The sequence below is a fragment of the Streptomyces sp. NPDC051976 genome (genome assembly GCF_040680795.1).
Classification (GTDB): domain Bacteria; phylum Actinomycetota; class Actinomycetes; order Streptomycetales; family Streptomycetaceae; genus Actinacidiphila.
Genome location: NZ_JBFAXL010000033.1, coordinates 20,447 through 41,805, shown reverse-complemented (window position 1 = coordinate 41,805; position 21,359 = coordinate 20,447). Strand labels below are relative to the sequence as shown.

The 21,359-nt window shown below is 73.2% G+C and carries 21 protein-coding genes; 7 read left to right on the top strand and 14 right to left on the bottom strand.

Annotated elements, in window-relative coordinates; all coding sequences use genetic code 11:
* Nucleotides 1-60: 60 nt before the first annotated feature.
* From AB0M29_RS28010 to AB0M29_RS28000, 3 genes are all read right to left on the bottom strand, one after another.
* A complete protein-coding gene (locus AB0M29_RS28010) occupies nt 61-2,085 on the bottom strand; it encodes a flotillin family protein (protein WP_365387424.1) in 2,025 nt (674 codons plus the stop codon).
* A 61-nt stretch (nt 2,086-2,146) separates the two neighbouring features.
* Nucleotides 2,147-2,827 carry a hypothetical protein gene (locus AB0M29_RS28005; protein ID WP_365387421.1) on the bottom strand — a complete coding sequence of 227 codons (681 nt, stop codon included), beginning with the start codon at nt 2,825-2,827 and terminating at the stop codon, nt 2,147-2,149.
* A 254-nt stretch (nt 2,828-3,081) separates the two neighbouring features.
* Complete coding sequence (locus AB0M29_RS28000; RefSeq protein ID WP_365387419.1) at nt 3,082-3,627, bottom strand: YceI family protein; 546 nt, start codon at nt 3,625-3,627, stop codon at nt 3,082-3,084.
* A gap of 103 nt (nt 3,628-3,730) precedes the next feature.
* Here AB0M29_RS28000 and AB0M29_RS27995 point away from each other — a divergent pair, with 103 nt between their 5' ends.
* Entirely contained in the window at nt 3,731-4,303 is a 573-nt protein-coding gene (locus AB0M29_RS27995) for a MarR family transcriptional regulator (RefSeq protein WP_365387417.1), read from the top strand.
* On the opposite strand, the gene AB0M29_RS27990 is transcribed toward AB0M29_RS27995, so the two are convergent.
* The 6 genes from AB0M29_RS27990 to AB0M29_RS27965 all read right to left on the bottom strand — a co-directional run bounded on the left by AB0M29_RS27990 (nt 4,290) and on the right by AB0M29_RS27965 (nt 9,083).
* Nucleotides 4,290-5,405 (bottom strand): helix-turn-helix domain-containing protein, encoded by a 1,116-nt coding sequence (locus tag AB0M29_RS27990; RefSeq protein ID WP_365387415.1) that lies wholly within the window; start codon nt 5,403-5,405, stop codon nt 4,290-4,292. The genes AB0M29_RS27995 and AB0M29_RS27990 overlap by 14 nt on opposite strands.
* Nucleotides 5,406-5,597: 192 nt before the next feature.
* Nucleotides 5,598-5,885, bottom strand: a complete 288-nt coding sequence (gene tatA, locus AB0M29_RS27985; RefSeq protein ID WP_365387412.1) for a Sec-independent protein translocase subunit TatA — start codon at nt 5,883-5,885, stop codon at nt 5,598-5,600.
* Nucleotides 5,886-6,057: 172 nt separating this feature from the next.
* Complete coding sequence (locus tag AB0M29_RS27980) at nt 6,058-6,894, bottom strand: hypothetical protein (RefSeq protein WP_365387410.1); 837 nt, start codon at nt 6,892-6,894, stop codon at nt 6,058-6,060.
* Between the two features lie 157 nt (nt 6,895-7,051).
* On the bottom strand, nt 7,052-7,561 hold the full coding sequence (locus tag AB0M29_RS27975; protein ID WP_365387408.1) for a SigE family RNA polymerase sigma factor: 510 nt from the start codon (nt 7,559-7,561) through the stop codon (nt 7,052-7,054).
* Nucleotides 7,562-7,701: 140 nt separating this feature from the next.
* Complete coding sequence (locus AB0M29_RS27970; protein WP_365387405.1) at nt 7,702-8,304, bottom strand: hypothetical protein; 603 nt, start codon at nt 8,302-8,304, stop codon at nt 7,702-7,704.
* Between the two features lie 377 nt (nt 8,305-8,681).
* Nucleotides 8,682-9,083: a hypothetical protein gene (locus AB0M29_RS27965; protein WP_365387403.1), complete on the bottom strand. Its 402-nt coding sequence runs from the start codon at nt 9,081-9,083 to the stop codon at nt 8,682-8,684.
* Between the two features lie 280 nt (nt 9,084-9,363).
* On the opposite strand from AB0M29_RS27965, the gene AB0M29_RS27960 reads away from it, so the two are divergent.
* Nucleotides 9,364-12,636 carry a BTAD domain-containing putative transcriptional regulator gene (locus AB0M29_RS27960; RefSeq protein WP_365387401.1) on the top strand — a complete coding sequence of 1,091 codons (3,273 nt, stop codon included), beginning with the start codon at nt 9,364-9,366 and terminating at the stop codon, nt 12,634-12,636.
* Between the two features lie 26 nt (nt 12,637-12,662).
* Here AB0M29_RS27960 and AB0M29_RS27955 read toward each other — a convergent pair whose 3' ends face one another.
* Both AB0M29_RS27955 and AB0M29_RS27950 read right to left on the bottom strand, forming a co-directional pair.
* Nucleotides 12,663-12,929 carry a DUF6295 family protein gene (locus AB0M29_RS27955; RefSeq protein WP_365387398.1) on the bottom strand — a complete coding sequence of 89 codons (267 nt, stop codon included), beginning with the start codon at nt 12,927-12,929 and terminating at the stop codon, nt 12,663-12,665.
* Nucleotides 12,930-12,939: 10 nt separating this feature from the next.
* Nucleotides 12,940-13,695 carry a dienelactone hydrolase family protein gene (locus AB0M29_RS27950; protein WP_365387397.1) on the bottom strand — a complete coding sequence of 252 codons (756 nt, stop codon included), beginning with the start codon at nt 13,693-13,695 and terminating at the stop codon, nt 12,940-12,942.
* Between the two features lie 48 nt (nt 13,696-13,743).
* Between AB0M29_RS27950 and AB0M29_RS27945 the strand changes: the two genes are divergently transcribed.
* Nucleotides 13,744-14,274 (top strand): MarR family transcriptional regulator, encoded by a 531-nt coding sequence (locus tag AB0M29_RS27945; protein WP_365387394.1) that lies wholly within the window; start codon nt 13,744-13,746, stop codon nt 14,272-14,274.
* A gap of 16 nt (nt 14,275-14,290) precedes the next feature.
* Nucleotides 14,291-15,985, top strand: a complete 1,695-nt coding sequence (locus AB0M29_RS27940; protein ID WP_365387549.1) for an MFS transporter — start codon at nt 14,291-14,293, stop codon at nt 15,983-15,985.
* 74 nt (nt 15,986-16,059) lie between these two features.
* Here AB0M29_RS27940 and AB0M29_RS27935 read toward each other — a convergent pair whose 3' ends face one another.
* Together AB0M29_RS27935 and AB0M29_RS27930 are read right to left on the bottom strand one after the other, a co-directional pair.
* Nucleotides 16,060-16,548: an SPW repeat protein gene (locus AB0M29_RS27935; protein WP_365387392.1), complete on the bottom strand. Its 489-nt coding sequence runs from the start codon at nt 16,546-16,548 to the stop codon at nt 16,060-16,062.
* A gap of 158 nt (nt 16,549-16,706) precedes the next feature.
* Complete coding sequence (locus AB0M29_RS27930; protein WP_365387389.1) at nt 16,707-17,222, bottom strand: hypothetical protein; 516 nt, start codon at nt 17,220-17,222, stop codon at nt 16,707-16,709.
* A 254-nt stretch (nt 17,223-17,476) separates the two neighbouring features.
* On the opposite strand from AB0M29_RS27930, the gene AB0M29_RS27925 reads away from it, so the two are divergent.
* A complete protein-coding gene (locus AB0M29_RS27925) occupies nt 17,477-18,694 on the top strand; it encodes a sensor histidine kinase (protein ID WP_365387387.1) in 1,218 nt (405 codons plus the stop codon).
* Entirely contained in the window at nt 18,691-19,359 is a 669-nt protein-coding gene (locus tag AB0M29_RS27920; RefSeq protein WP_365387385.1) for a response regulator transcription factor, read from the top strand. Before AB0M29_RS27925 ends, AB0M29_RS27920 begins: the two co-directional genes overlap by 4 nt.
* Nucleotides 19,360-19,362: 3 nt before the next feature.
* Here the strand turns inward: AB0M29_RS27920 and AB0M29_RS27915 are convergent, their stop codons facing one another.
* Complete coding sequence (locus tag AB0M29_RS27915; RefSeq protein ID WP_365387382.1) at nt 19,363-19,881, bottom strand: MarR family transcriptional regulator; 519 nt, start codon at nt 19,879-19,881, stop codon at nt 19,363-19,365.
* A gap of 149 nt (nt 19,882-20,030) precedes the next feature.
* On the opposite strand from AB0M29_RS27915, the gene AB0M29_RS27910 reads away from it, so the two are divergent.
* Nucleotides 20,031-21,320: an MFS transporter gene (locus AB0M29_RS27910; RefSeq protein WP_365387379.1), complete on the top strand. Its 1,290-nt coding sequence runs from the start codon at nt 20,031-20,033 to the stop codon at nt 21,318-21,320.
* Nucleotides 21,321-21,359 lie beyond the last annotated feature (39 nt).

Genomic DNA, 21,359 nt, shown 5'->3' with positions numbered 1-21,359 from the left:
TCCGTCACTTCCCGCACTTCTCGCGTTTCCGGTACGTCCGCAACTCGCCCTGTCGCGCCGCTACTTCTTCACCAGGCCGTTGGACGGCGCCGCGGGGGCCGGGACCGGGGGCTGGTTGAGCAGTTGCTGCAGCGCCGCCGACACCGTCAGGTTGCCGAGCTGGCCGGAGCCGAGGGAGGCCAGTACGCGGGTGGCGTCGTCGGTGAAGCGGCCCGCGTCGTCGAGCCAGGGGCGGGCGAGCGCCTGGACGGTGTCGGAGCTGGCGACGAACTCGTCCACGCTGCGCCCGGCGCTGACCGCGCCGAGCAGCTTGTCGAAGAAGACGGTGTCGCCGCCGACGATCTGGATGTCGGCCTTCTCCAGGCCGGTGGCCAGCACCGTGGCCTGCGCCTCGGCGATCTGCCGCTGGGTGTCGAGCGAGGCCAGCCGGATGTCCTTCTCGGCGGCGAGCCGCAGCCGGTACTCCTCGTGGCCGCGCGAGGCGTCGTCCAGGGCGGCCATCGCCGCGGCCTTCTCGGTCAGGCCCGCGGCCTCCGCGCGCAGCTTCTCGCCGATCATCGCGGCCTCGGCCTTCGCCTGGGCCGTGGTGCCCTCCGCGTCGGCCAGCGCCCGCAGCCGCGAGCCCTCGGCCTCCGCGGTGAGCCGGGCGGTGGTGGCCTGCGCCTCGGCGAGGCCGATCTTGCTGATCGCCTCCGCCCCGCGCTCGCGCACCTCGACCTCGGCGAGACCCGCGGCGGCGGCCTCCGCCCGTACGCCCTCGGCGAGCCGGATCTTGGCGTCGGCGTCCAGCTCGGCGGCGCGCTTGCGGGCCTCGGCCATGGTGAGCGCCTCGCGCGCCTTGTGCTGCGCGGCCTGCTCGGCGGCCTCGGCTGCCTTGATGTCCTTGACCAGCCGCTCCTGCGCCTGCGCCTCGGCGGTGATGACCAGCGCCTGCCGCTCGCGCTCGGCCTCCTGCACCATCCGAAGCGCCTTGATCGACTCCTCCTGCTCGGCGACGGTGCGGTCGACCGCGATCCGCTCCCGGATGACGTCGGCGACCTCGCGGCGCTCCGCCTCGACCTCCTTGTCCTTGGCGATCCTGGACAGTTCGGTCTCCCGCTCGCGGGCGATGACCTCCAGGACGCGGTCCTTCTCGATCCGCTCGTTCTCCACCGCGATGACCCGCTCGCGGTTCTTCTGGGCGACCGCCACCTCGCGCTGCTGGTTCTCGCGCTGGACGCCCAGTTGCTCCTCGGTGCGGATGAACGCCCCCTGGGAACCCAGGCGTTCCTCCTCCTGCACCCGCGCGGTGACGGCCTCCTCCTTGGCGCGCAGCGTCTCGACCTCGCGGCGCTGCTTGATCTCGGCCTCGGCCTGGCGGCGTTCGAGCTCCAGGATGGTCTCCCGGGCCTCGACGTTCTGCCGGGTGATCTCCTTCTGCTCCGTGCGCTGGAAGTCGTTGGTGCGGACGTGCTCGATCGCGGTGAGTTCGGTGATCTTCCTGATGCCCTGCGCGTCGAGGATGTTGGCCGGGTCGAGCTGGGTCATCGGGGTCTGCTCGAGGAAGTCGATCGCGCAGTCCTCGAGGTGGTAGCCGTTGAGGTCGGTGCCGATGACCTGGATGATCTGGTCGCGGAAGTGCTCGCGGTGGGTGTAGAGGTCGACGAAGTCCAGCTGCTTGCCCACGGTCTTGAGCGCCTCGGAGAACTTGGCGCTGAACAGCGCCTGCAAGGTCTCCTGGTGGCTGGCCCGTTCGGTGCCGATCGCCTGCGCGACCTTCACCACGTCCTCCTTCGTCTTGTTCACGCGGACGAAGAAGGTGAGGTGGATGTCGGCCCGGATGTTGTCCTGGCAGATCAGGCCCTCGCGGCCGGTGCGCTGGATCTCGATCGTCTTGACGGAGATGTCCATCAGCTCGGAGTTGTGCAGCACCGGCAGGACCACCGCCCCGGTGAAGGTGACGTCGACCTGCTTGGTCTTGGAGATGATCAGCGCCTGGCCCTGTTCGACCTTGCGGAAGAGGCGGCTCACGGTGAAGAGCACTCCGAGGGCGATGAGCGCGAGAACGGCGAAGAGCACGCCGATCCCGATGGCGGTGGCATCCATGGCGGATCCTCAAGATCTACGGGTGGTAGGTGTGGTGGTTCTCGGGTGACGGTGGTGGTTCTCAGGTGACGGAGGGGTCGAAGGGCGCGACCCAGAAGAACTCGCCGTCGGGTTCGAACGCGTAGAGCAGCCCGGTGCTGCCCGCGGGGAAGGTGTCCGCACCGCTCTGCCGGACCTGGACGACGGCGGTGGAGCCGTCGTCGGCGGTGACCTCGGCCTGGCCGAAGCCGCTGGTGACGCGGCCGGTGCGGATGGTGCAGAGCAGGCCGACGAAGTCCTCGCGGGAGGGCGCCCGTTCGTGCGGGAAGAGCCGCCGCAGCGGGTGGACCAGCACCCAGGTCACCGACCAGGAGCCGACGAGGGCGCCGATCAGTACGGCGCAGTCGAGGAGGGCGCGTGGCACGCCGTGCACCCCCGCGCCGTCGAGCGCGGCGGATCCCGCCAGGCTCAGGAACCAGGCGAAGGCGATGAGCAGCGAGCACACGACGGTGACGGGCACGCCGTCCAGTCCGGCACTGGCCAGCAGGCCGGTCTCGCGCTGGGCCTCGTGGTCGCGGCCGGGGCCGTGAGAGGCCGGGCCGTGGTGAGCGGGGCCGTGGTGGCCGCCGGCGCCGTGGTGGCCGGGGCCGTGGGCGTCGGCTCCGCCGACGAGCACGAGTCCCCAGAAGCCGACCACGACCACCAGCGCCCCACTGAACAGCACGGTCGGAAAGCCGAGGACGACGCCGGTGAACTCCCCCATCCCCGTGCGCCTCCCCCCATTGCTGCCTTCCCGGCCTTCCGACCGCCACGCAGATAGTGGCACCAGGTGCCAGGAGTCGGCATTGCCGGTTCCCGGCAGTCTTGACACCCTCCAGACGTCCGGTTGGCGGCTGCAACCGCGGGGTGCGGCGCTGCGTCACCGGCCCGGAAAACGGCGCCGGCCGCCCCTCCGCACGGGGTGCGGGGGACGGCCGGAAGGCGGCTGCGAGCTGCGCGGATCCGCGCGGCGACGCGTCAGGCCTGGGTCGCCTCGATCTCCAGGGCGATACGGATCTTGTCGCTGACCGCGGCACCGGCGGCGCCACCGGTGACACCGAACGCGCTGCGGCTGATCTCGGTCGCGGCCGAGAAGCCGGCGATCGCGTGGCCCTCGTAGTGGGTGCCGAAGCCGTTGAGCTCGAGCTCCAGGGTGACCGGCTTGGTCACACCGTGCAGGGTGAGCTCGCCGTCCACCTGGAAGACCGCGGCGCTCTCGGCGCGGATCGCGGTGGAGGTGAAGGTCATCTCGGGGAACTGCTCGGTGTCAAGGAAGTCCGCGCTGCGTACGTGGGCGTCCCGCGACTCGTTGTTCGTGGAGACGGAACCGGTCTTGATCACCGCGGAGACGGTGGAGTCCAGCGGGTTCTCCGCCGTCACGATGGTGCCCTCGAAGCTCGCGAAGTGGCCGCGAACCTTGGAGACGCCCAGGTGGCGGACGTAGAAGGACACATCGGAGTGCACGGCGTCAATGGCCCACTTGCCAGCGACGTAGCCGGGGATCGATTCGGTCTGCGTGGTCATGGGAACTCCTCGTACGGTCTCAGCGGTAACCAGGGTATTGGTTGAGCGCTCACCAACCATAACTCGCGGGTGTTGAGAGTTCAACCACCGGTATGATGGGGCCATGGACGATGTGCGCTGGCTCAGTAGTGCCGAGCAGGAGATCTGGCGGGCGTATATGACCGCGAACGTGCAGTTCTCGGCATATATAGACCAGCAGATGCGCCGGGAGTCCGGCATGCCCATTGCCTACTACGAGATCCTGGTGCGGCTGTCCGAGGCGCCGGGCCGCTGCCAGCGGATGAGCGAGCTGGCCGAGGCGTCCCAGTCCTCGCGCAGCCGTCTGTCCCACGCGGTCTCGGCGCTGGAGAAGCAGGGCTGGGTGGTGCGCAGCCCCGCCGACGGCGACCGCCGCGGCTGGGTGGCCTCCCTCACCGACACCGGCTTCGCCGCGCTGGCCGCCGCGGCCCCCGGCCATGTCACCGCCGTCCGCGAGCACCTCTTCGACGTCCTCACCCCGCACCAGCTGGAGACCCTCCGCGAGATCGGCCTGGCGATCAGCGCCGGTCTCAAGACGGAGTGCGACGAGGCCCGCGCCGAGGAGGACCAGAGCTGCCCGACGGAGGCGGACGCCGACGCCGTGGCCTGCCCGGCCGAGGAGGCGGGCGCGGGCGCGCGTCCGATCACAGCGGGGTGACCGGCCAGCCCAGGAGGCGGGCGCCGAGCGCGGCCGTCTCCAGGGTGTAGCGCTGGAGGGCGTCGTCCGGGTCGAAGCCGGTGAGGGCGGCGATCCGTTCCAGGCGGTACGACAGGGCCCGCACGCTGAGGTCGAGGCGGCGGGCCGCCTCGGCGTTGACGTAGCCGGCGGCGGCGTAGGCGGAGATCGTCTCCAGCAGCGGGAGGGGGCCGCCGCGGGCGCTCTCCAGCGGGCCGAGGACCGTACGGACCAGGTCGGACATGGCCGCGCGGTCGCGCATGAGCACCGGGAAGACCAGCAGGTCGGCGGCGTTGAGCACGGGGGCGGACAGGCCGAGGCGGTCGGCCAGGTCCAAGGCGCTGAGGGCTTCCTCGTAGGACCGGACCACGCCGACCGCGCCGCTGTGGGGGCGGCTGACGGCGGTCCTCGGGGCGGCCACGGCCTTCACGAAGGCGTCCAGGACGTGCTGCTGCGTGGTGGGCGCGATACAGACCAGACGGCCGTCCTTGGGGGCGATCAGCGCGTCGTGGTCGCCGAAGCGGCCCGCCAGCTCCCGCTCGACGCGGCGCAGCTGGGGGTGGGACTCGTCGTACGGGCCGGCCTCCGGGGCGGTCGCCACGACGACGATGTGCCGGTCGGCGAGCCGCAGGCCGAAGCCCTCGGCCTGTTCGGCGATACGTCCGGGGTCGCTGCGGCCGTAGAGCAGGTCGTCGACGAAGGCCCTGCGCTCCGTCTCCGCCTTGCGGACCGCGTGCCGCTGGGCGCGCTCGTGGCCCTCGGCCAGGGCGGCGACGCCCGCCTCCAGCGCGGCCAGCACCGCGCTGCCGACGCGGCGCAGCTCGGCCGCGTCCCGGGCGGTGGCGACACCGGGCAGCTGCGGCCAGGCGCGACGGGCGGCGGCCAGGTGGACCGCGGTCACCTCGCGCAGCCCGAGGCCGGAGTCGGCGGCCTGCTCACCGAGCGCTCTGCGGCCCTCCCGCTCACCACGGCTGAGCGCCCGGCAGCTCCGCGAGATGTCCGCGAGCGTGTCGGAGAATCCGGCGACGAACTCCGGTGGTACATGGGCTCCCGTGCCCGCCCCCGTCACCACACTGCCCCCCATGGTCCCGTTGCCCCCACCGGCTCTTCCGGCTCCCGGACGCCTGGAACGTATCAACACTGCCGGTTCCCGGAAACGGTGACCCGGGATACCACCGGCGTACGCGCCCGGCCGGAGGGCGGGTTCCGGGCATGGCTGAGCCGGGCGACGGCTGGCGTCGCCCGGCTTCGCTTCGCTCCGCTCTTCGGCCGGTGGCTACTTGGCGGTGGTGGTCTGCTGCGGCTGCGCGGCAGACGTCGTCTCGCTCGCGGTCACCACGTCGGTCGGGGTGATCGCCTCGGGGGCCGGGGTCGGCGTCGCCGTCGGCGCCGGGGCGGCGGAGGGCGCGTCGTCGGCCTTCATCGCCTTCGCCTCGGACTTCAGGATGCGCATCGACTTACCGAGACCGCGGGCGGCCTCCGGCAGCTTCTTGGAGCCGAACAGCAGGATGACGACGATCGCCACCACGATCAGGTGCCACGGCTCCAGCCCGTTTCGCAACATGGAGATCCTCGCTTCGTTTCGTTCAGGGGGCCGAAATGGCTTTCCCTCGACATCGCATTGTCACCCGAAAGCCGTCGCCGACGGCACCCGGGTACTCAAAGCATGCGCAAAAAGCTCGTGAACGGGAAGCCCCCACCCCCGCCGGCTCGGGCCGACGGGGGCCGGAAAACCGTCAGGAGCTGCGCTTTCCCGTGTCGAGGGACGCCTTCGAACCGGGCTTCCTGTCGAGCGGCGGAATGGCGTCGATCACCTGCTGCCAGCGGTGGTCGGTGACGATGGCGCCCAGCTGGGCCGCGGTCATCGGCGGGTTGACCAGGCTGCGCGGCGCGCCCTTCTCCGCGGTGGCGTTCCACTCGCTGACGCCGACCTCGGCGCCCGCGGCGGTGTAGAAGGTGGCCGTCCAGTCCTTGATCCCGCCGCGGTGGTCCGGGTACTCGTACCCCTTGAAGATCTCCAGCGTCCCTCCGTGCACATGGGTGATGGAGCACTCGATGCCGGGGTTGAGCTTGGGGTCGGGGCAGCCCTGGGGCTGGTTGCCGTCGCGCTGGGCGTACGCGCCGACGGCGCCGGGGCCCTTGCCCGCGTCGAAGAGGATGTTCACGGCGGGCATGTCCTCCTCGGTGCCGCGCCCGTCGGGCAGCACGGTCGCGTGCCCCTTGGGCAGCATCGCGACGAACAGGTCGGCGACCTGCTTGGCGCTCATCGGCGGGCGGGCGGCGGCCGGGTGGGTCGTCGCGGTGGCCGGGGCGGCGGAAGGACGGGCGGGCGCCGAGGCCGCACCGCTGTTCTTCGCGCCGTCGCTCTTGGCCAGCGTGCCCGCCAGCACGCCGCCGACGCCGATCGTCGCGAACGCCGCGACGCCCGCGGCGACCATCAGGGTGCGGCGGCGGCGCAGCCGGCGGCCGTGGGCGTGCCCGTCGTCCACCAGGGAGCGGGAGTCGCCGGGCTGGAAGGTGTCGGCGGTGCGGCGCAGCGCTTGGCCGAGTTCGTCCTCGAATTCGATAGGCACGGAAGTGGTCCACCGTCTCGTAGCTCGTCGGGGCAGGTCAGGGAAGTGCGGGGCGGTTCAGGGCGGTGCGGGGCCGTTCAGGGCGTTTCAGGGCATGGCGGAGCGGGGTGGGGCGGTCGTACGGGAGCGGTCGTGGTCGCCGCCGGGGTGCGGCGGTTCAGTGGGCGATGAGTTCGGCGAGGCTGCCGCCCAGCTCCGTCCTGAGCCTGGCCAGGGCACGTACGGAACGGGTGCGGATGGCGCCGGGCGTCGCCTGGAGGGCCTCCGCGGTCTCCTCGATGCTGCGGTCCTCCCAGTACCGCAGCACCAGGACGGCGCGGTCCCGGGATGTCAGCCGGGCGAGCGCGTCGAGCAGGGTGACCCGCAGCGTCGCGTCGCCGCCGGCCCCGGCGGGGCCGTCGGGCAGCTCGGCGCTGGGCCGCTCCTTGCTGCTGCGCCGCCGCTGATGGGTCAGGAACACGCGGACCAGCACGGTCTGCGCGTACCCCGCCGGGTTGCCCACCTTCGCCATCCGGCCCCAGACGACGTACATCCGGCCGAGGGTCTCCTGGACCAGGTCCTCGGCGAGATGGGTGTCGCCGCTGGCCAGCAGGCAGGCGGAACGGTAGAGGTGTCCGGTGCGCACCGCCGCGAACTGCAGATACGCCTCGGTCTCCGCCTTCCGCACCCCGCACCCCCTCCCGTATCGGCTCTCACTTCTACGACGCGGCGGGAGCCGGGGGATGTTACGGCCTCCCCCGGTTTTTCTGCCGGGGAAGGCGGGGGAGGCCGTAAGCGCGGGCCGGGTGGGTCAGGCGGCCACTGGGGTCAGGCGGCCACCGCCACCCGGCCGCGGTGCAGCGTGGACGTGGCGGGGCGGACCGGGCCGCGGGCGAAGACCAGCAGCCGCAGCACGAGGAACCGGCCTATGCCGGCCAGGCCGGAGGCGGCCAGGTAGACGGCCTGCGAGAGCAGCGGGCCGGGATGCGGGTGGACGACGCCGAGCGCGAGGACGGCCGCGGTGGTGAACAGATACGCCACCAGCAGGGTGAGCGCCGACTTGCTGTGCACCCGCCAGCCCGCCAGGCCGCCGCCCGCGGACCCGAAGGTGAAGCGGTGGTGCAACTCGGTGGCGAGGAGGGTGGACACCACGGTCACGGCCGCGTTGGCGGCGGCGAAGGGCACGTGCCCGGCGAGCAGCAGCAGGACGGCACTGGACAGCAGGCCGACGCCGCCACCACAGACGACGAACCGTACGAAGGCCGCGAGCGGGCCGCGCGGCGCGGCGCCCTGGGCCTCGGCGGCGGGCGCGGCACTGACCGCCTCCACGGCGGCGGCCGTGGTGCCGGCCGCGGCCACGTCCCGGTCGGCCGGGCGGGCCGCTCGCTGGGCCGGAACCGGCGGGTTCACCGTGCTCGTCGTCGTCTTCATGTACAGCAGAGTGCCTGGCACCACTGACATCGCGCCCACACGGCGCTGACAGCGCGCGCACCGGGCGTCGGCGCCGTGTCGGCGCGCGGTCAGGAGGACGGTCCCGGCGGGCCGAGCGGCGGGCCGAGCGGCGGGCCGAGCGGCGGGCTGAGCGGCAGGCTCAGGGGCGGGCTCAGGGGCGGTCCCGGCGGCGGGCTCAGGTACGGACAAGGGCGCGTGCAGATGTGGGTGCAGGGGCGCGGTCATACGTATGGGAGTGCGCGAGTGCCCGTCGGCGTGACAACTCCCCGGTCACGCCGACGGGCACGGCACGGAGCCCGGGGCCGCACGCCCCGGGCTCCCGCTCGACCCCCCACGGGCGAGCGTTCGTGTGCCTGCTACCACCAACCGGTGCAGCGGGCGTGCGCGTCGTCGGACGCCTGGATGCAGGCGCGGGCCAACGCGGGCGAGTTGTCCGGCTGCGGGAAGCTGGTGTTGCGCTGGCCGGGCAGGACGCCGGTGTAGCCCAGCAGGCCGTCCCAGCTCGACGTGTTGCCGTTCCAGGTGACGTCGATCCACCCGGCGCAGTTGGCCGTACGGGAGTTGTTGACGATCGAGTTGTAGACGTGCCAGCCGCCGTCGTAGCTCGACATGAAGTTGCCGGAGCAGTTGGAGCTCCAGACCTCGCCGTGCGAGGTGTCGGCGCTGGCGACGCCCGCGCCGCCGAGCACGATGCCGGTGGCGGCCGCGGCGGCGCTGGCGGTGACGGCCACCCGGCGGCCGATGGTGCGCATGTTCATGTGCATCCCCCTCTTCGTGGTTCCCGGGTGCGGGAACTCCCCCTGGTCTCGGGTCCGGCCGGGCGCTTGAGCCCCCGTGTGCGGGGGGTGTGCCCCGCCCGCGTCGCCGGGCCGGACCCGACGGAGCAAGGATGCAGAGGGGCGCCAACCGGCGGCTAACATACGACTAACGGATCATCGTCGTCCGCTCTGGCGGGCTCTCCCGACCGGGCGACGTGGGGGGGCCGGGCGTGACGCGGCACTCCCCCGGACGGTTACTCGGCCACGGGGAGGCCACGAGATGCGATTCGGCCTGCTGGGTACGGTGACCGTGGCCGACGACGAGGGCGCCGCCCGCCCCGTCGGCTCCGCCAAACTCCGCGCGCTGCTGGCCGCGTTGCTCGCCACCCCGGGCCGTGCGGTGCCGCTCGACGCGCTCCGGGCGGCCCTGTGGGGCGACGCCCCGCCCGCCACCGCCACCGCCTCGCTGCACAACCACGTGGCCCGGCTGCGGCGGCTGCTCGCCGAGGGCGGCGGCCCCGGCGCCGAGAGTGCGGGCGCGGACCGGGCGGGCTCCCGGCTGCGCGCGGTGGCGCCCGGCTATCTGCTGGACGTCACCGAGGACGAGGTGGACGCGGAGGTGTTCCTGCGCCACCACGCGGCGGCCCGCGCCGCGCACCGCGCCCACGACTGGCCTTCGGTGCTCGGCGGCAGCGCGGACGCCCTCGCGCTGTGGCGCGGCGACCCGCTCTCCGACGTGCCGGTGCGGTACGACCCGATGCGCGCCTACGCCGCCCACCTGGCCGAGGCCCGGCTCCAGGTGCTCGAATGGCGCTTCGACGCGGAACTCTCCCTCGGCCACCACCAGGGCCTGACCGCCGAACTCGGCGTCCTCACCGCCGAACACCCGCTGCGGGAGTCCTTCCACCGCCAGTGGATGCTCGCCCTGCACCGCACCCATCGCCAGGCCGAGGCGCTGGCCGCCTTCCACCGGCTGCGCCGTACGCTCGTCGACGAACTGGGCGTCGAGCCGGGCCCCGCGGTCCAGCAGGCGTACCAGGAGATCCTGGCGCCCCCGCCCCCGGAGGGCCCGCTCCCCAACACCCCGCCCACCTCCCCGAGCTGGGCCCCGACGACGGAGGAAACGGCGGGCGAGCCGGACACCGAGGACGCCGCCCTCGGCGAACCCGAGCCCGCGGAAGGCGCCACCGCGCCCCACTCCACCCCCGATCCCCCCGCCCGCCGCACCCCGCCCGCCCAACTCCCCGCCGACATCGGCGACTTCACCGGCCGAGCCGCCGAACTGGCCGCACTGCTACACGCGATGCGCGCGCCCCGCGACGTCCGCGCCGTCGCCACGCCGGGCACGCCCAAGGCCGACAGCGCGCTCACCGCGCCCGGCGTCCCCGCGCCCCCCGGCATCGACGCCACGCCCAGTACTTCCACCGACCCCAGCGGCCCGGGCACCGCCGCCGCTCCCAGCTCCTCCGCCGCCCTCGCCGGGCCCGGCACTCCCGGCACCGCGGGCACCGCCGACGGCGCCGTCCCCGCCGCGCTCGGCGGCCCGACGGCAGAGGGCAGCGGCCCCGCCCCCGGCGGCGCGGCGGCCGACAGCGGTCCGTTGCCCGCTGCCGCGCCGCGCGTAGCGGTCGTCTCCGGGATGGGCGGCATCGGGAAGACCGCGCTCGCCGTGCACGCGGCGCATCTGCTGCGGGCCGAGTTCCCCGACGGACTGCTCTACGCGGACCTGCGCGGTTTCGGCGCGGGGGGCGCGCGGCAGCCGAACGACCTGCTGGCGCGGTTCCTGGCCGACCTCGGCGAGGACGGACAGCCGCTGCCGGACCACCCCGACGACCGGGCGGCGCTGCTGCGGCACGCGCTGCACGAGCGGCGGGTGCTGCTCGTGCTGGACAACGCGGGCGAGGCGGCCCAGGTGACCCCGCTACTGCCGGGCGGCGGCGGCAGCGCGGTGATCGTCACCAGCCGCAGGACGCTGGCCGATCTGCCGGGCGCCGTACGGCTGCCGCTGCACCCGCTGACCGCGGACGAGCAGCACGAACTGCTCACGGCCGTCTGCGGTGAGCAGCGCGTCTCCGCGGAGCCGGACGCCGCGGCCGGGGTGCTGGCCGCGTGCGGCGGCCTGCCGCTCGCGCTGCGGATCGCCGGGGCGCGGCTGGCGACCCGCCCCAACTGGCCGCTCACCGCGCTCGCCGAGCGGCTCGACCACGCGGGACGGCGGCTCAGCGCGCTGTCGGCGGGCGGCCTGGCCGTACAGGACACCTTCGCGATGAGCTACGTGGCGATGCGCGACAGCCCGCTGCAGGGCGAGCGCGAGACGGCCCGGGCCTTCCGGATGCTCGGCCTGTGGCCGGGCCACCCGCTGGCCCCGGCGTCCGCCGCCGCGCTGCTCAGCCGGGAGCCGCTGGCCGCCGAGGACGTCCTGGAGGCGCTCGTCGACGCGCATCTGCTGCAGAGCCCGCGGCACGGCAGCTACACCTTCCACGATCTGCTGGGCGAGTACGCGGCGGGCCGGGCGGCCGAGGAGGTCTCGCCGCGCGACAGCGACGAGGCGCTGCGCCGCCTGGTGGCCTGGTACGCGGCGGCGGTCAACGCCAGCGCGGTCGTCCTGGCCCCCGAGGGCCACCCGATCCCGCCGCTGGACGACGAACTCCCGGCCCCCGCGCCCCGGTTCGGCAGTGACGAGGACGCACTGCGGTGGTGCGTACGGGAGTTGCCCGCGATCAAGGAGGCGATCCGGCAGGCGGCCGCGCACGGCTGGTCGGACGCGGCCTGGCGGCTGGCGGCAGGGCTGTTCGGCTACGCGCAGGCGTACTGGTGGACCGGCGAGTGGACGGCGTGCCTGGAGGAGGCGATGGCGTGTGTCCGCGAGACCGGGGACGTCGTCGGCCAGGCGTGGATGCACAGCAGGCTCGGCGTCGCCCACGGCATGGCCGGGCGGCTGGACTCCTGCCTCGACCATCTGACCTTCGCCGAGCGGTACTTCGAGGCGGCGGGCGACATCCGCGGCCACGCGGCGATCCTCAACAACCTGGCGGGCCTGCACCGGATCATGGGCCGGTACGACCGCGCGCTGGAGTACGGGCAGCGGTCGCTGGCGCTCGACCTCTCCGTCGGCGACGACGACCGGGTGGCCACCGTGCTGGGCACGCTGGGCGACATCCATCTCGGCGCGGGCGACCCCGAGGCCGCCGCCGGGCGGTACCGCGAGGCGCTGGCGATGTGGCGCGAGCGCGGGGTGCTGTCCAGCATCGCCCGCGCCCTCACCAGCCTCGGCGAGGCCCTGCACGCCCTGGGCCGCTACGACGAGGCCGTCGCCGCGCTGGAGGAGACGCTCGGCCTGCTCGGACGGCTCGGCGATCGCGGCACCGTCGCCGACGTCCTGGAGATCCTCGGCCGTACGCACTTCGAGCTCGGCGACCACGCGGCCGCCCGCAAGTGCTGGGACGAGGGCCTGGAGATCGCCCGGGCCCACCACCTGACGTCCGAGACCGAGGCGCTCCAGCGGAACCTGGCCCGCCTCGCCCCGGCAGGCGGGCCGCCGCCCCTCGCGTAGCCGCGGCCGCGCCCACCGGACAGGTCCTAGAGCTGCATCTCCGCCGGGACGGCGGCCAGGGCGTCCTGGATCGCGGCGACCAGGCGGCGGGCCGAGTCGGCGGTCAGCTCGACGGCGACCCGGGCCGAGGGGCCCTTGGCGGGGTCGGCGAAGTCGATGTTCAGGGTGTGCTCGGCCATGGCGTGCACGGGGTGGTCGAAGTAGACGGTCACGTCGGTGACATGGAACCAGGAGCTCGCCGGGCCCTTGGCGCTGCCGTCGACGGTGTCCTTGATGGTCGTGTACGTACACATGCTGTCGGTCTCACTCCCCCAGGTGCTTGGCGAAGAAGGCGGCGATCCGCTCCCAGCCGTCCTGGACGGCGGGCACGTTGTACGCGGGGCGGTCCACGGCGAAGAAACCGTGCCCCGCGCCCTCGTAGGTGTGCAGTTCGAAGTCCTTGCCCTGCTCGGTCAGGATCCGCTCCAGCTCGGCGACCTGGTCGGGGCTGGGATGGGTGTCGGCCGAGCCGAAGAGGCCGAGCAGCGGGGCGCCCAGCGCCGGGAGCTGGTCGACGAGGTTGGTGACCTTCAGCGGGAAGCCCTCGGGCACGGTGCCGGTGACGAAGGCGCCGTAGCAGTCCACGGCGGCGTCGACGGCGAGTTGGCAGGCGACGAGCACCGCCTGGCGGCCGCCGGAGCAGTGGCCGATGACGCCGACCCGGCCGTTGGCGGTGGGCAGCGCGCGCAGGTACGCCAGGGAGCCCGCGACATCGCCGACCAGCCGTGCGTCGGGCACGCCGCCCGCGGCGCGTACGGTCGCGGCGGCGTCGTCGGGCGCGGCCCCGGGGGCCTCGCGGTAGTGCAAATTGGGGCAGATCGCGTCGTATCCGAGTTCGGCGATGCGCCGCACCATCTCCTTGGTGGCCCGGTCGTAGCCGGGCAGATGGTGGATGACGACGACGCCGCCGCGCCGCTGCCCGCCTTCGGGGCGGGCCAGGTACGCCTCGATCTCGTCGCCGTCGTGACCGGTCATGCGGACCGTGGTGGCGCTCAGGGAACCGATGAGGGAATCGCTCATGCGTCCAGCTATACCATAAGCCTGGACTGATAAGTTTATACTGCGAATATGACGATCGACGGGGGCAGGACGCAGAACCCACCACCGGAGCCGGACCGGTCGCCGGACGACGCGGCGGCGGACGGCGCGGCGCCGGACGACGCAGCGCCGGACGACGGGCCCGCCCGGATCGGCGCCGACCTGCGCGCCTGCCTGGGTCCGCTGGTGCGGCGGCTGCGCCAGGTGCGGCCGGACGGGGAGCTGACGCTCTCCCAGACCTCGGCCCTGGTCCGGCTGGACCGCGAGGGCCCGGCCACCTCGGCCGAACTCGCCGCCCGCGAGGGCATCCGCCCGCAGTCGATGGGCGCGATCGTGGCGGCCCTGCGCGAGCGCGGCCTGGTGGCCGGGGCTCCGGACCCCGCCGACGGCCGCCGGATCGTCGTGTCGCTCACCCCCGCGGGCCTGGAGGGCCTGCTGGGCGCCCGCCGCGAGCGCGCCCGCCGGCTGACCCACGCCATCGCCGAGGAGCTGACCCCGGCCGAGCAGGAGCAACTGGCCGCCGCCATCCCGCTGCTGGAGAGGATCGCCCGCCGTGTCTGAGCCGTCCGGCACCCGCCTGGCCGCCTCCTCCGGCGGCTCGGGGGGTACGGCGGGGGCGCGTTCGGAGCGCTACAAGTGGGTGGCGCTGTCGAACACCAGCCTCGGGATGTTCATGGCCACCGTGGACTCCTCGATCGTGATCATCTCGATGCCCGCGATCTTCCGCGGAATCCACCTGGACCCCTTCGCGCCGGGCAACATCAGCTACCTGCTGTGGATGATCATGGGGTACCTGCTGGTCACCGCGGTGCTGGTGGTGACCCTCGGGCGGCTCGGCGACATCGTCGGCCGGGTGCGGATCTACAACCTCGGCTTCGTCGTCTTCACCCTCGCCTCCGTCGCGCTCTCCTTCGACCCCGCGCACGGCGGCGCCGGGGCGATGTGGCTGATCGGCTGGCGGATCGTCCAGGCGCTGGGCGGCTCGATGCTGATGGCGAACTCCGCCGCGATCCTCACCGACGCCTTCCCCGCCCACCAGCGCGGCATGGCGCTCGGCATCAACCAGATCGCGGGCCTGTCGGGGCAGTTCGTCGGCCTGGTGCTGGGCGGGCTGCTGTCGGCCTGGGACTGGCGTGCGGTGTTCTGGGTCAATCTGCCGTTCGGCATCCTCGGCACGGTGTGGGCGTACCGCTCGCTGCGCGAGATCTCCGCGCGGCAGCACTCCCGTATCGACTGGTGGGGCAATCTCACCTTCGCGGCGGGCTGCGGGCTGCTGCTGGTCTCCATCACCTACGGCATCCAGCCGCACGGCGGCCACACCATGGGCTGGACCAGCCCGAAGGTGCTCGCCGGGCTGATCGGCGGGGTGCTGCTGCTGGTGGCGTTCGCGGTCGTCGAGACGCGGGTGGCGCAGCCGATGTTCCGGCTCGGGCTGTTCCGCAACCGGGCCTTCGCGGCCGGGAACGCCGCCTCGCTGCTGGCCTCGATAGCCCGCGGCGGGCTGCAGTTCATGCTGATCATCTGGCTGCAGGGGATCTGGCTGCCGCTGCACGGCTACGACTTCGCCGACGCGCCGCTGTGGGCCGGGATCTTCCTGCTGCCGCTGACCGCCGGGTTCCTGACCGCGGGACCGCTGTGCGGCTGGCTGTCCGACCGCTACGGGGTGCGGTACTTCACCACCGGCGGGCTGCTGGTCTTCTCGCTCAGCTTCCTCGGCCTGCTGATGCTGCCGATCACCTTCCCGTACTGGGCGTTCGCGCTGCTGATCATGGTGAACGGGATCGGTTCCGGGATGTTCTCGGCGCCCAACACCTCGGCCATCATGAGCAGCGTCCCGGCGTCCGACCGCGGCGCGGCCTCCGGGATGCGCTCGACGTTCCAGAACTCCGGGATGTCGCTGTCGATCGGCATCTTCTTCTCGCTGCTGATCGTGGGCCTGGCCCACAGCCTGCCGCACGCCCTGGACACCGGGCTGCGCGCCCAGGGCGTCCCGCCGGACGTGGCCCAGCACGCGGCCTCGCTGCCCCCGGTCTCGACGGTGTTCTCTGCCTTCCTCGGCATCAACCCGGTGCAGACGCTGCTCGGCCCCAGCGGGGTGCTGGACACCCTGCCCGCGCACAACCGGGCGGTGCTGACGGGCAAGGAGTTCTTCCCGCACCTGATCTCGGCGCCGTTCCACCACGGCCTGGTGATCGTCTTCGCGACGGCGGCGGCGATGGGGCTGCTGGCGGCCACCGCCTCCATGCTGCGCGGCGGCACGGACGGCCGTTGAGCCGCCGTACCGCCGCGTCAGGGACCGTTGCGGTCAGCGCGCCCGGGAGGTTGTCCCGGGCCGGTGAACGCGGGTCAGTGCGAGCGCCGCTTCATCATCCGCTGGCTCATGCCCATGCCCATGGCCATGGTGGCCAGTCCCAGCAGGCAGGCCACGCCACCGACGATGGCGTTGTTGGTGATGGTCTTCGTCACGGCGGCGTCGCCCGCCACGACCCAGGGAGCCACGATCGTCCAGGCGCCGATGACGACGGCGACCCAGCCCAGCCCGTGAGTCCGCTCCAGAACGGAGCCGAATCCCATGGCCAGAGCGGCGAGTGCGATACCGGTGATCAGATTGCTCACCCGCAGGGCCTCGAACTGGCCGAACCCGAGAATCGTCCCGCTGTTGAACCCGACGACCCAGGGGGAGATCGCCAGGTACAGGCCGGTCAGAAGACACAGACCTTCGATGACCCCGGCCACCGGTTTGGCTGACGCCTCCGCGTAGCGGCCGCGCAGCGCCATGAGGTCCGGATGAGACTCGATGTGCGTCGTCGAATCGTGAGTCGACTCGGTGGCCATTCCAGCCACCTCCTTCTCAGTGCAGTTGGTGTACCACCAGATGTCCTTCGGGTCTCCGCTCCGAAGCTGCAGCATCCTCACTCAGCGTAAGACGGGTAATCCCCACCATGCCAGTCCAAAGCAGACGAAATTGACCGCCTGGTCCGGTAGGAACCCGCTCAGGCGGTGGCCAGGCGGTTCGTGGTGGCGGCGCGGGCGGCCAGCGTCAGGGTGCGGGTGAGCATCATGGCCACCGCCATCAGCACCAGCGCGTCCGTGAGGGCGTCCGAGGTGACCTGGTGGGAGGCCATCCAGTGGCCGAGCTGCGGGCCGAACCAGTGGTCGGCGCCGTACGAGAACGCCGAGCGGGCGCCGACGACGGCCGTCCACAGGGCCGCGTAGCCGAAGCCGGCGCGGCTCACCGCCCGGCCGGTGCTGGGACTGCGGTAGACCTGCGTGAGACGGGTCGCGCACAGGCCGACGAGCAGGCCGGCGGCCGTCGCGGCGATCTCCAGGATCAGGCCGTCGCCGTGGGTGCTGGGGTTCTTCAGGTACAGCGGCACGATGCCGCAGGCCGTCAGCAGCGGGCGCAGGATGCGGAAGCGGCCGATCTTGCGGTGCGGGCCGAGATCCGCCTCCAGGACGGCGAAGAGGACGGCGGCGTTGATGATCATGGCTTGGGTGAGGCCGGACATGGCGGGTTCGCCCTTCGGTCGGTACGGATCCTGCTGACCCCCGCAGACTCGGCCCACGAGCGGGTCCGGGGCGCCGTAGCGCGGGGCGAGATCCGAGGTGAGAGCGCGGGTGAGGCCGGGTGTGAGAGCGTGGCGCCGCCCGGCCCCCGCGTCACCCCGCAGATCACCCCGCCGGTCACCTCCTGGTGTGACGCGGGACCCCCGCCGCCGTCCGTAGCGTCGCCACCAGTCGACGCCGGAGGAGGCGAAGCACGATGAGCACGCAGGGGTGGTCCGCGGTGGCGGGGGGTTATCGTGCGGATGTGCTGCGTACGGTGTTCTGGCTGATCCGGGCGGGCGCGTACGCCGTGGTCGGCGCCGACGTCTTCGCGCGGGGCTCGTACGGGCCGGTGGCCCTGCAGCTGATGGTCGGGGCGTACGCGTTCGGCGGCCTGATGATGGCCGTCTGGGCCGCCCTCGCGCTGCGGGCCGGGAGCGGGGACCCGGAAGGCACCGCGGGCCGGGGGTCGGTCTGGCTGCCGTGGGTGCTGGGTGCGCTCACCGTCACGTCGGGCGCGGTGTGCGCGGTGCCGGGGGCCGGTTCGATGGTGGCCCTCGCGATGATGGCCACGGTGGAGGCGGGCAGCGAGACACCGCTCGCCGCCGGGTGGACGGTGGCCGGGGCCGGGGTGCTGGCCGTGGAGACCGGCGCGCTGGTCGCGGGGGCGGGCGGCGAGGCCGCCGTGGGCTATCCGCTGCTGCTGGTCATCGGGCTGCTGATGGGCCACAACCGTCGTGCGTACCGCCTCAGGGCCGAGCAGTCGGCCGCGATGGTCGTCCAGCTCGAGCGGTTGCGGGCGGAGCAGCGCCGGGCCGACGTACTGGACGAGCGGACCCGTATCGCCCGCGAGATCCATGACGTACTCGCGCACTCGCTGGGCGCGCTCGGCATCCAGATCCAGGCCGCCCGCGCCCTGCTGACCGACCACGGGGACGTCGACCGTGCCGTGGGGGTGCTGACGGTGGCGCAGCGGATCGCCTCCGACGGGCTGGGCGAGACCCGGCGCGCGGTGCACGCGCTGCGCACCGACTCCCTGCCGCTGGACGACGAACTCGCCGCGATGGCCGCCACCCACCGGCAGCGGCACGGCACCGCCGTCGAGCTGACCGTCGAGGGCAGCCCCGTACCGCTGCCCTCCGAGCAGACGCTGTGCCTGGTGCGCACGGCGCAGGAGTCCCTGACCAACGCGGCCAAGCACGCCCCGCGTCAGCCGGTGACCCTCCGCATCCGGCACGAGGACGACGACGTGACGCTCGCGGTCGGCAACGCGCTCGACGAGGACCGCGCGTCGGAGGGAGGGCCCGCCTTCGCCACCGTGGACGGCGGTTACGGCCTGACCGGGATGCGCGAGCGGCTGCTGCTGGTCGGCGGCACGCTCACCGCGGGCCCGGCCGACGGCGGCTGGGTCGTGACGGCGCGGGTGCCGCGGTGACGGCGCTCCGGGTGGTCGTCGCCGACGACCAGGCGAGTGTGCGGGAGGGGCTGGTGCTGATGCTCGACCTGCTCCCGGACATCGACGTGGTCGGCTCCGCGGCCAACGGCGAGGAGGCGCTGGACCAGGTCGCCGAGCACCGCCCGGACGCGATCCTGCTCGACCTGCACATGCCCGTGATGGACGGCATCGAGGCGACGCGGCGCCTCACCGCGGAGCACCCGGAGGTGGCGATCGTGGTGCTCACCACCTACGCCGACGACCGCTCGGTGCTGGAGACATTGCGGGCCGGGGCCCGCAGCTATCTGACGAAGGACGCCGACCGGCTGCACATCGCGCAGACCCTGCACAGCGCCGTGGCCGGTCTCAGCGTGCTGCACCCGCAGGTGCAGGCCACCCTGCTGGCCGCGGCGAGCGCCGCGGCGGCGCGGGAGGAGGAGGCCGTGGCCGCCGAGCGGCCGCGGGAGCTGCCCGACGGTCTCACCCGGCGCGAGGCGGAGATCCTCACCCTCATCGCGCGCGGACTGACCAACTCCGAGATCGCCGGCGCGCTCTTCCTCAGCCACAACACCGTGAAGACGCACATCAACCGGGTCTTCACCAAGACCGGCTCGCGCGACCGGGTCGCCGCCGCCCAGTACGCCCAGCGGCACGGCCTCGGCTGACGGTCAGCCCTCGCGATCGGTCGCGCGGCCCGCGCCGAGGGTCTCCACGGTCCTGACGAGCGGGGCCAGTTCGGGGTGGCGGGCCGCTTCGGCGAGGGCCTCGCGCAGGGCGGTGTCGTTGGTGGGGCGGGCCCCGGCGAGCAGGGCGAGCCCGGCCTCGGTCACATCGGTGTAGATGCCGCGCCGGTCGGTGTCGCACAGGTAGCGGACCAGCAGCCCGCGGTCCTCGAGCCGGGTGACCAAGCGGGTGGTGGCGCTCTGGCTGAGCACGACGGCGTCGGCGACCTGCTTCATCTGGAGGTGGCCGCCCGGTCCGTTGTGCTGCCTGCTGAGCACGTCGAGCAGCGAGAACTCCCGCACGCTCAGGTCGTGTCCGGCCTGCAGGGCGCGCTCGATGTGCGCCTCGATCCTGCCGTGCAGCAGCGACAGGGCGCACCAGCCCTGGGCCAGCCCCGCGGTCGCCACGGTGGGGGCGGCCGGGGCACTCGTGCCGCCGGTTGTCGCGGTGGGTGCGGTGGTCATCGCGGTCCTGCCTCCTCCGGCCTGCCTCACTGCGGCCGCCTCCAGGATAGCTCGCTCACGCAATATACGGCGTTTGCATTTATCCCGCGTGTGCAATTATTGTTGCCGCCGGTAAAGCAACCGCGCAACCACTCTGGAGGCTGACTCCCATGCCGCTCGCGCTGCTCGCCCTGGCCCTCGGGGCCTTCGGCATCGGCACGACCGAGTTCGTGATCATCGGGCTGCTCCCGGAGATCTCCGGGGACTTCGGCGTCTCGATCCCCACCGCCGGTCTGCTGGTGACCGGCTACGCCCTCGGCGTCGTGGTCGGCGCCCCGCTGATGACCCTGCTGGGCACCAAGGTGCCCCGCAAGCGCATGCTGATGGGGCTGATGGGGCTGTTCGTCGTCGGCAACGTGGTCTCGGCGCTGGCGCCCACCTTCGCGGTGATGCTGGCGGGCCGGATCATCGCCTCGCTCGCGCACGGCGCGTTCTTCGGCATCGGGTCGGTCGTGGCGGCCGGGCTGGTCGCGCCGCACAAGAAGGCGGGCGCGATCGCCATGATGTTCACCGGGCTGACGGTGGCCAATGTCGTCGGCGTCCCGCTCGGGACCTTCGTCGGGCAGTCGGCGGGGTGGCGGGTCACCTTCCTCGTCGTCGCCGGATTCGGCGTGCTGGGGCTGCTGGGCATCGCCCGCCTGGTGCCGGAACTCCCCCGGCCGGAGGGCGTACGTCTCGGCCATGAACTGGCCGCGTTCCGCAATGTCCAGGTGCTGCTCGCCATGGCGATGACCGTGCTCGGCTTCGGCGGGGTCTTCGCCGCGATCACCTATCTCGCGCCGATGATGACGCACCTCGCCGGGTTCGCCGACTCCTCCGTGACCTGGCTGCTGGTCCTCTTCGGCCTCGGCATGGTCGGCGGCAACCTGATCGGCGGGCGCTACGCCGATCGTCGGCTGATGCCGATGCTTTACGTCACGCTGGGTGGGCTGGCCGTCGTCCTCGCCGTGTTCGGCTTCACCGCCCACGACAAGGTCGCCGCCGCGGTCACCCTCACGCTCATCGGCGCCCTCGGATTCGCCACGGTGCCGCCGCTGCAGAAGCGGGTTCTCGACCAGGCGGCGGGGGCTCCCACTCTTGCCTCCGCCGTCAACATCGGCGCCTTCAATCTCGGCAACGCGCTTGCCGCCTGGCTCGGCGGTCTCTTCCTCTCCGCGGGCTACGGCTACTCCGCCCCCGCCTGGGTCGGCGCCGCCCTCGCCGCCTCCGCCCTCGCCCTGGCCCTCCTCTCCTCCACCCTCCCCCACCACCCCCGGCGGAGGTGCCCCGAAGGGGCGCGGGGAAGCGCGCTGCGCTTGCGGAAGGCGGTGCCCGTTAGGGGCGCGAGGAACTGCGCGCTCAGCCCCCACCGGGCCGGTGGTCCGAAGACCACGCGTCTGCCCCATTGGGGCCGGTGGTGACCTGCAGCCCGTCGAGGGCTGGTCGCGCAGTTCCCCGCG

Bases quoted from the DNA above. Each gene is read 5' to 3' on its own strand.
- AB0M29_RS27990 (WP_365387415.1), bottom strand. From the start codon at position 5,405: ATGGGGGGCAGTGTGGTGACGGGGGCGGGCACGGGAGCCCATGTACCA.
- AB0M29_RS27950 (WP_365387397.1), bottom strand. From the start codon at position 13,695: ATGAGCGATTCCCTCATCGGTTCCCTGAGCGCCACCACGGTCCGCATG.
- AB0M29_RS28005 (WP_365387421.1), bottom strand. From the start codon at position 2,827: ATGGGGGAGTTCACCGGCGTCGTCCTCGGCTTTCCGACCGTGCTGTTC.
- AB0M29_RS28010 (WP_365387424.1), bottom strand. From the start codon at position 2,085: ATGGATGCCACCGCCATCGGGATCGGCGTGCTCTTCGCCGTTCTCGCG.
- AB0M29_RS27910 (WP_365387379.1), top strand. From the start codon at position 20,031: ATGCCGCTCGCGCTGCTCGCCCTGGCCCTCGGGGCCTTCGGCATCGGC.
- AB0M29_RS27970 (WP_365387405.1), bottom strand. From the start codon at position 8,304: ATGAAGACGACGACGAGCACGGTGAACCCGCCGGTTCCGGCCCAGCGA.
- AB0M29_RS27965 (WP_365387403.1), bottom strand. From the start codon at position 9,083: ATGAACATGCGCACCATCGGCCGCCGGGTGGCCGTCACCGCCAGCGCC.
- AB0M29_RS27995 (WP_365387417.1), top strand. From the start codon at position 3,731: ATGGACGATGTGCGCTGGCTCAGTAGTGCCGAGCAGGAGATCTGGCGG.
- AB0M29_RS27935 (WP_365387392.1), bottom strand. From the start codon at position 16,548: ATGGCCACCGAGTCGACTCACGATTCGACGACGCACATCGAGTCTCAT.
- AB0M29_RS27955 (WP_365387398.1), bottom strand. From the start codon at position 12,929: ATGTGTACGTACACGACCATCAAGGACACCGTCGACGGCAGCGCCAAG.
- AB0M29_RS27960 (WP_365387401.1), top strand. From the start codon at position 9,364: ATGCGATTCGGCCTGCTGGGTACGGTGACCGTGGCCGACGACGAGGGC.
- AB0M29_RS27925 (WP_365387387.1), top strand. From the start codon at position 17,477: ATGAGCACGCAGGGGTGGTCCGCGGTGGCGGGGGGTTATCGTGCGGAT.
- AB0M29_RS28000 (WP_365387419.1), bottom strand. From the start codon at position 3,627: ATGACCACGCAGACCGAATCGATCCCCGGCTACGTCGCTGGCAAGTGG.
- AB0M29_RS27945 (WP_365387394.1), top strand. From the start codon at position 13,744: ATGACGATCGACGGGGGCAGGACGCAGAACCCACCACCGGAGCCGGAC.
- AB0M29_RS27915 (WP_365387382.1), bottom strand. From the start codon at position 19,881: ATGACCACCGCACCCACCGCGACAACCGGCGGCACGAGTGCCCCGGCC.
- AB0M29_RS27930 (WP_365387389.1), bottom strand. From the start codon at position 17,222: ATGTCCGGCCTCACCCAAGCCATGATCATCAACGCCGCCGTCCTCTTC.
- tatA (WP_365387412.1), bottom strand. From the start codon at position 5,885: ATGTTGCGAAACGGGCTGGAGCCGTGGCACCTGATCGTGGTGGCGATC.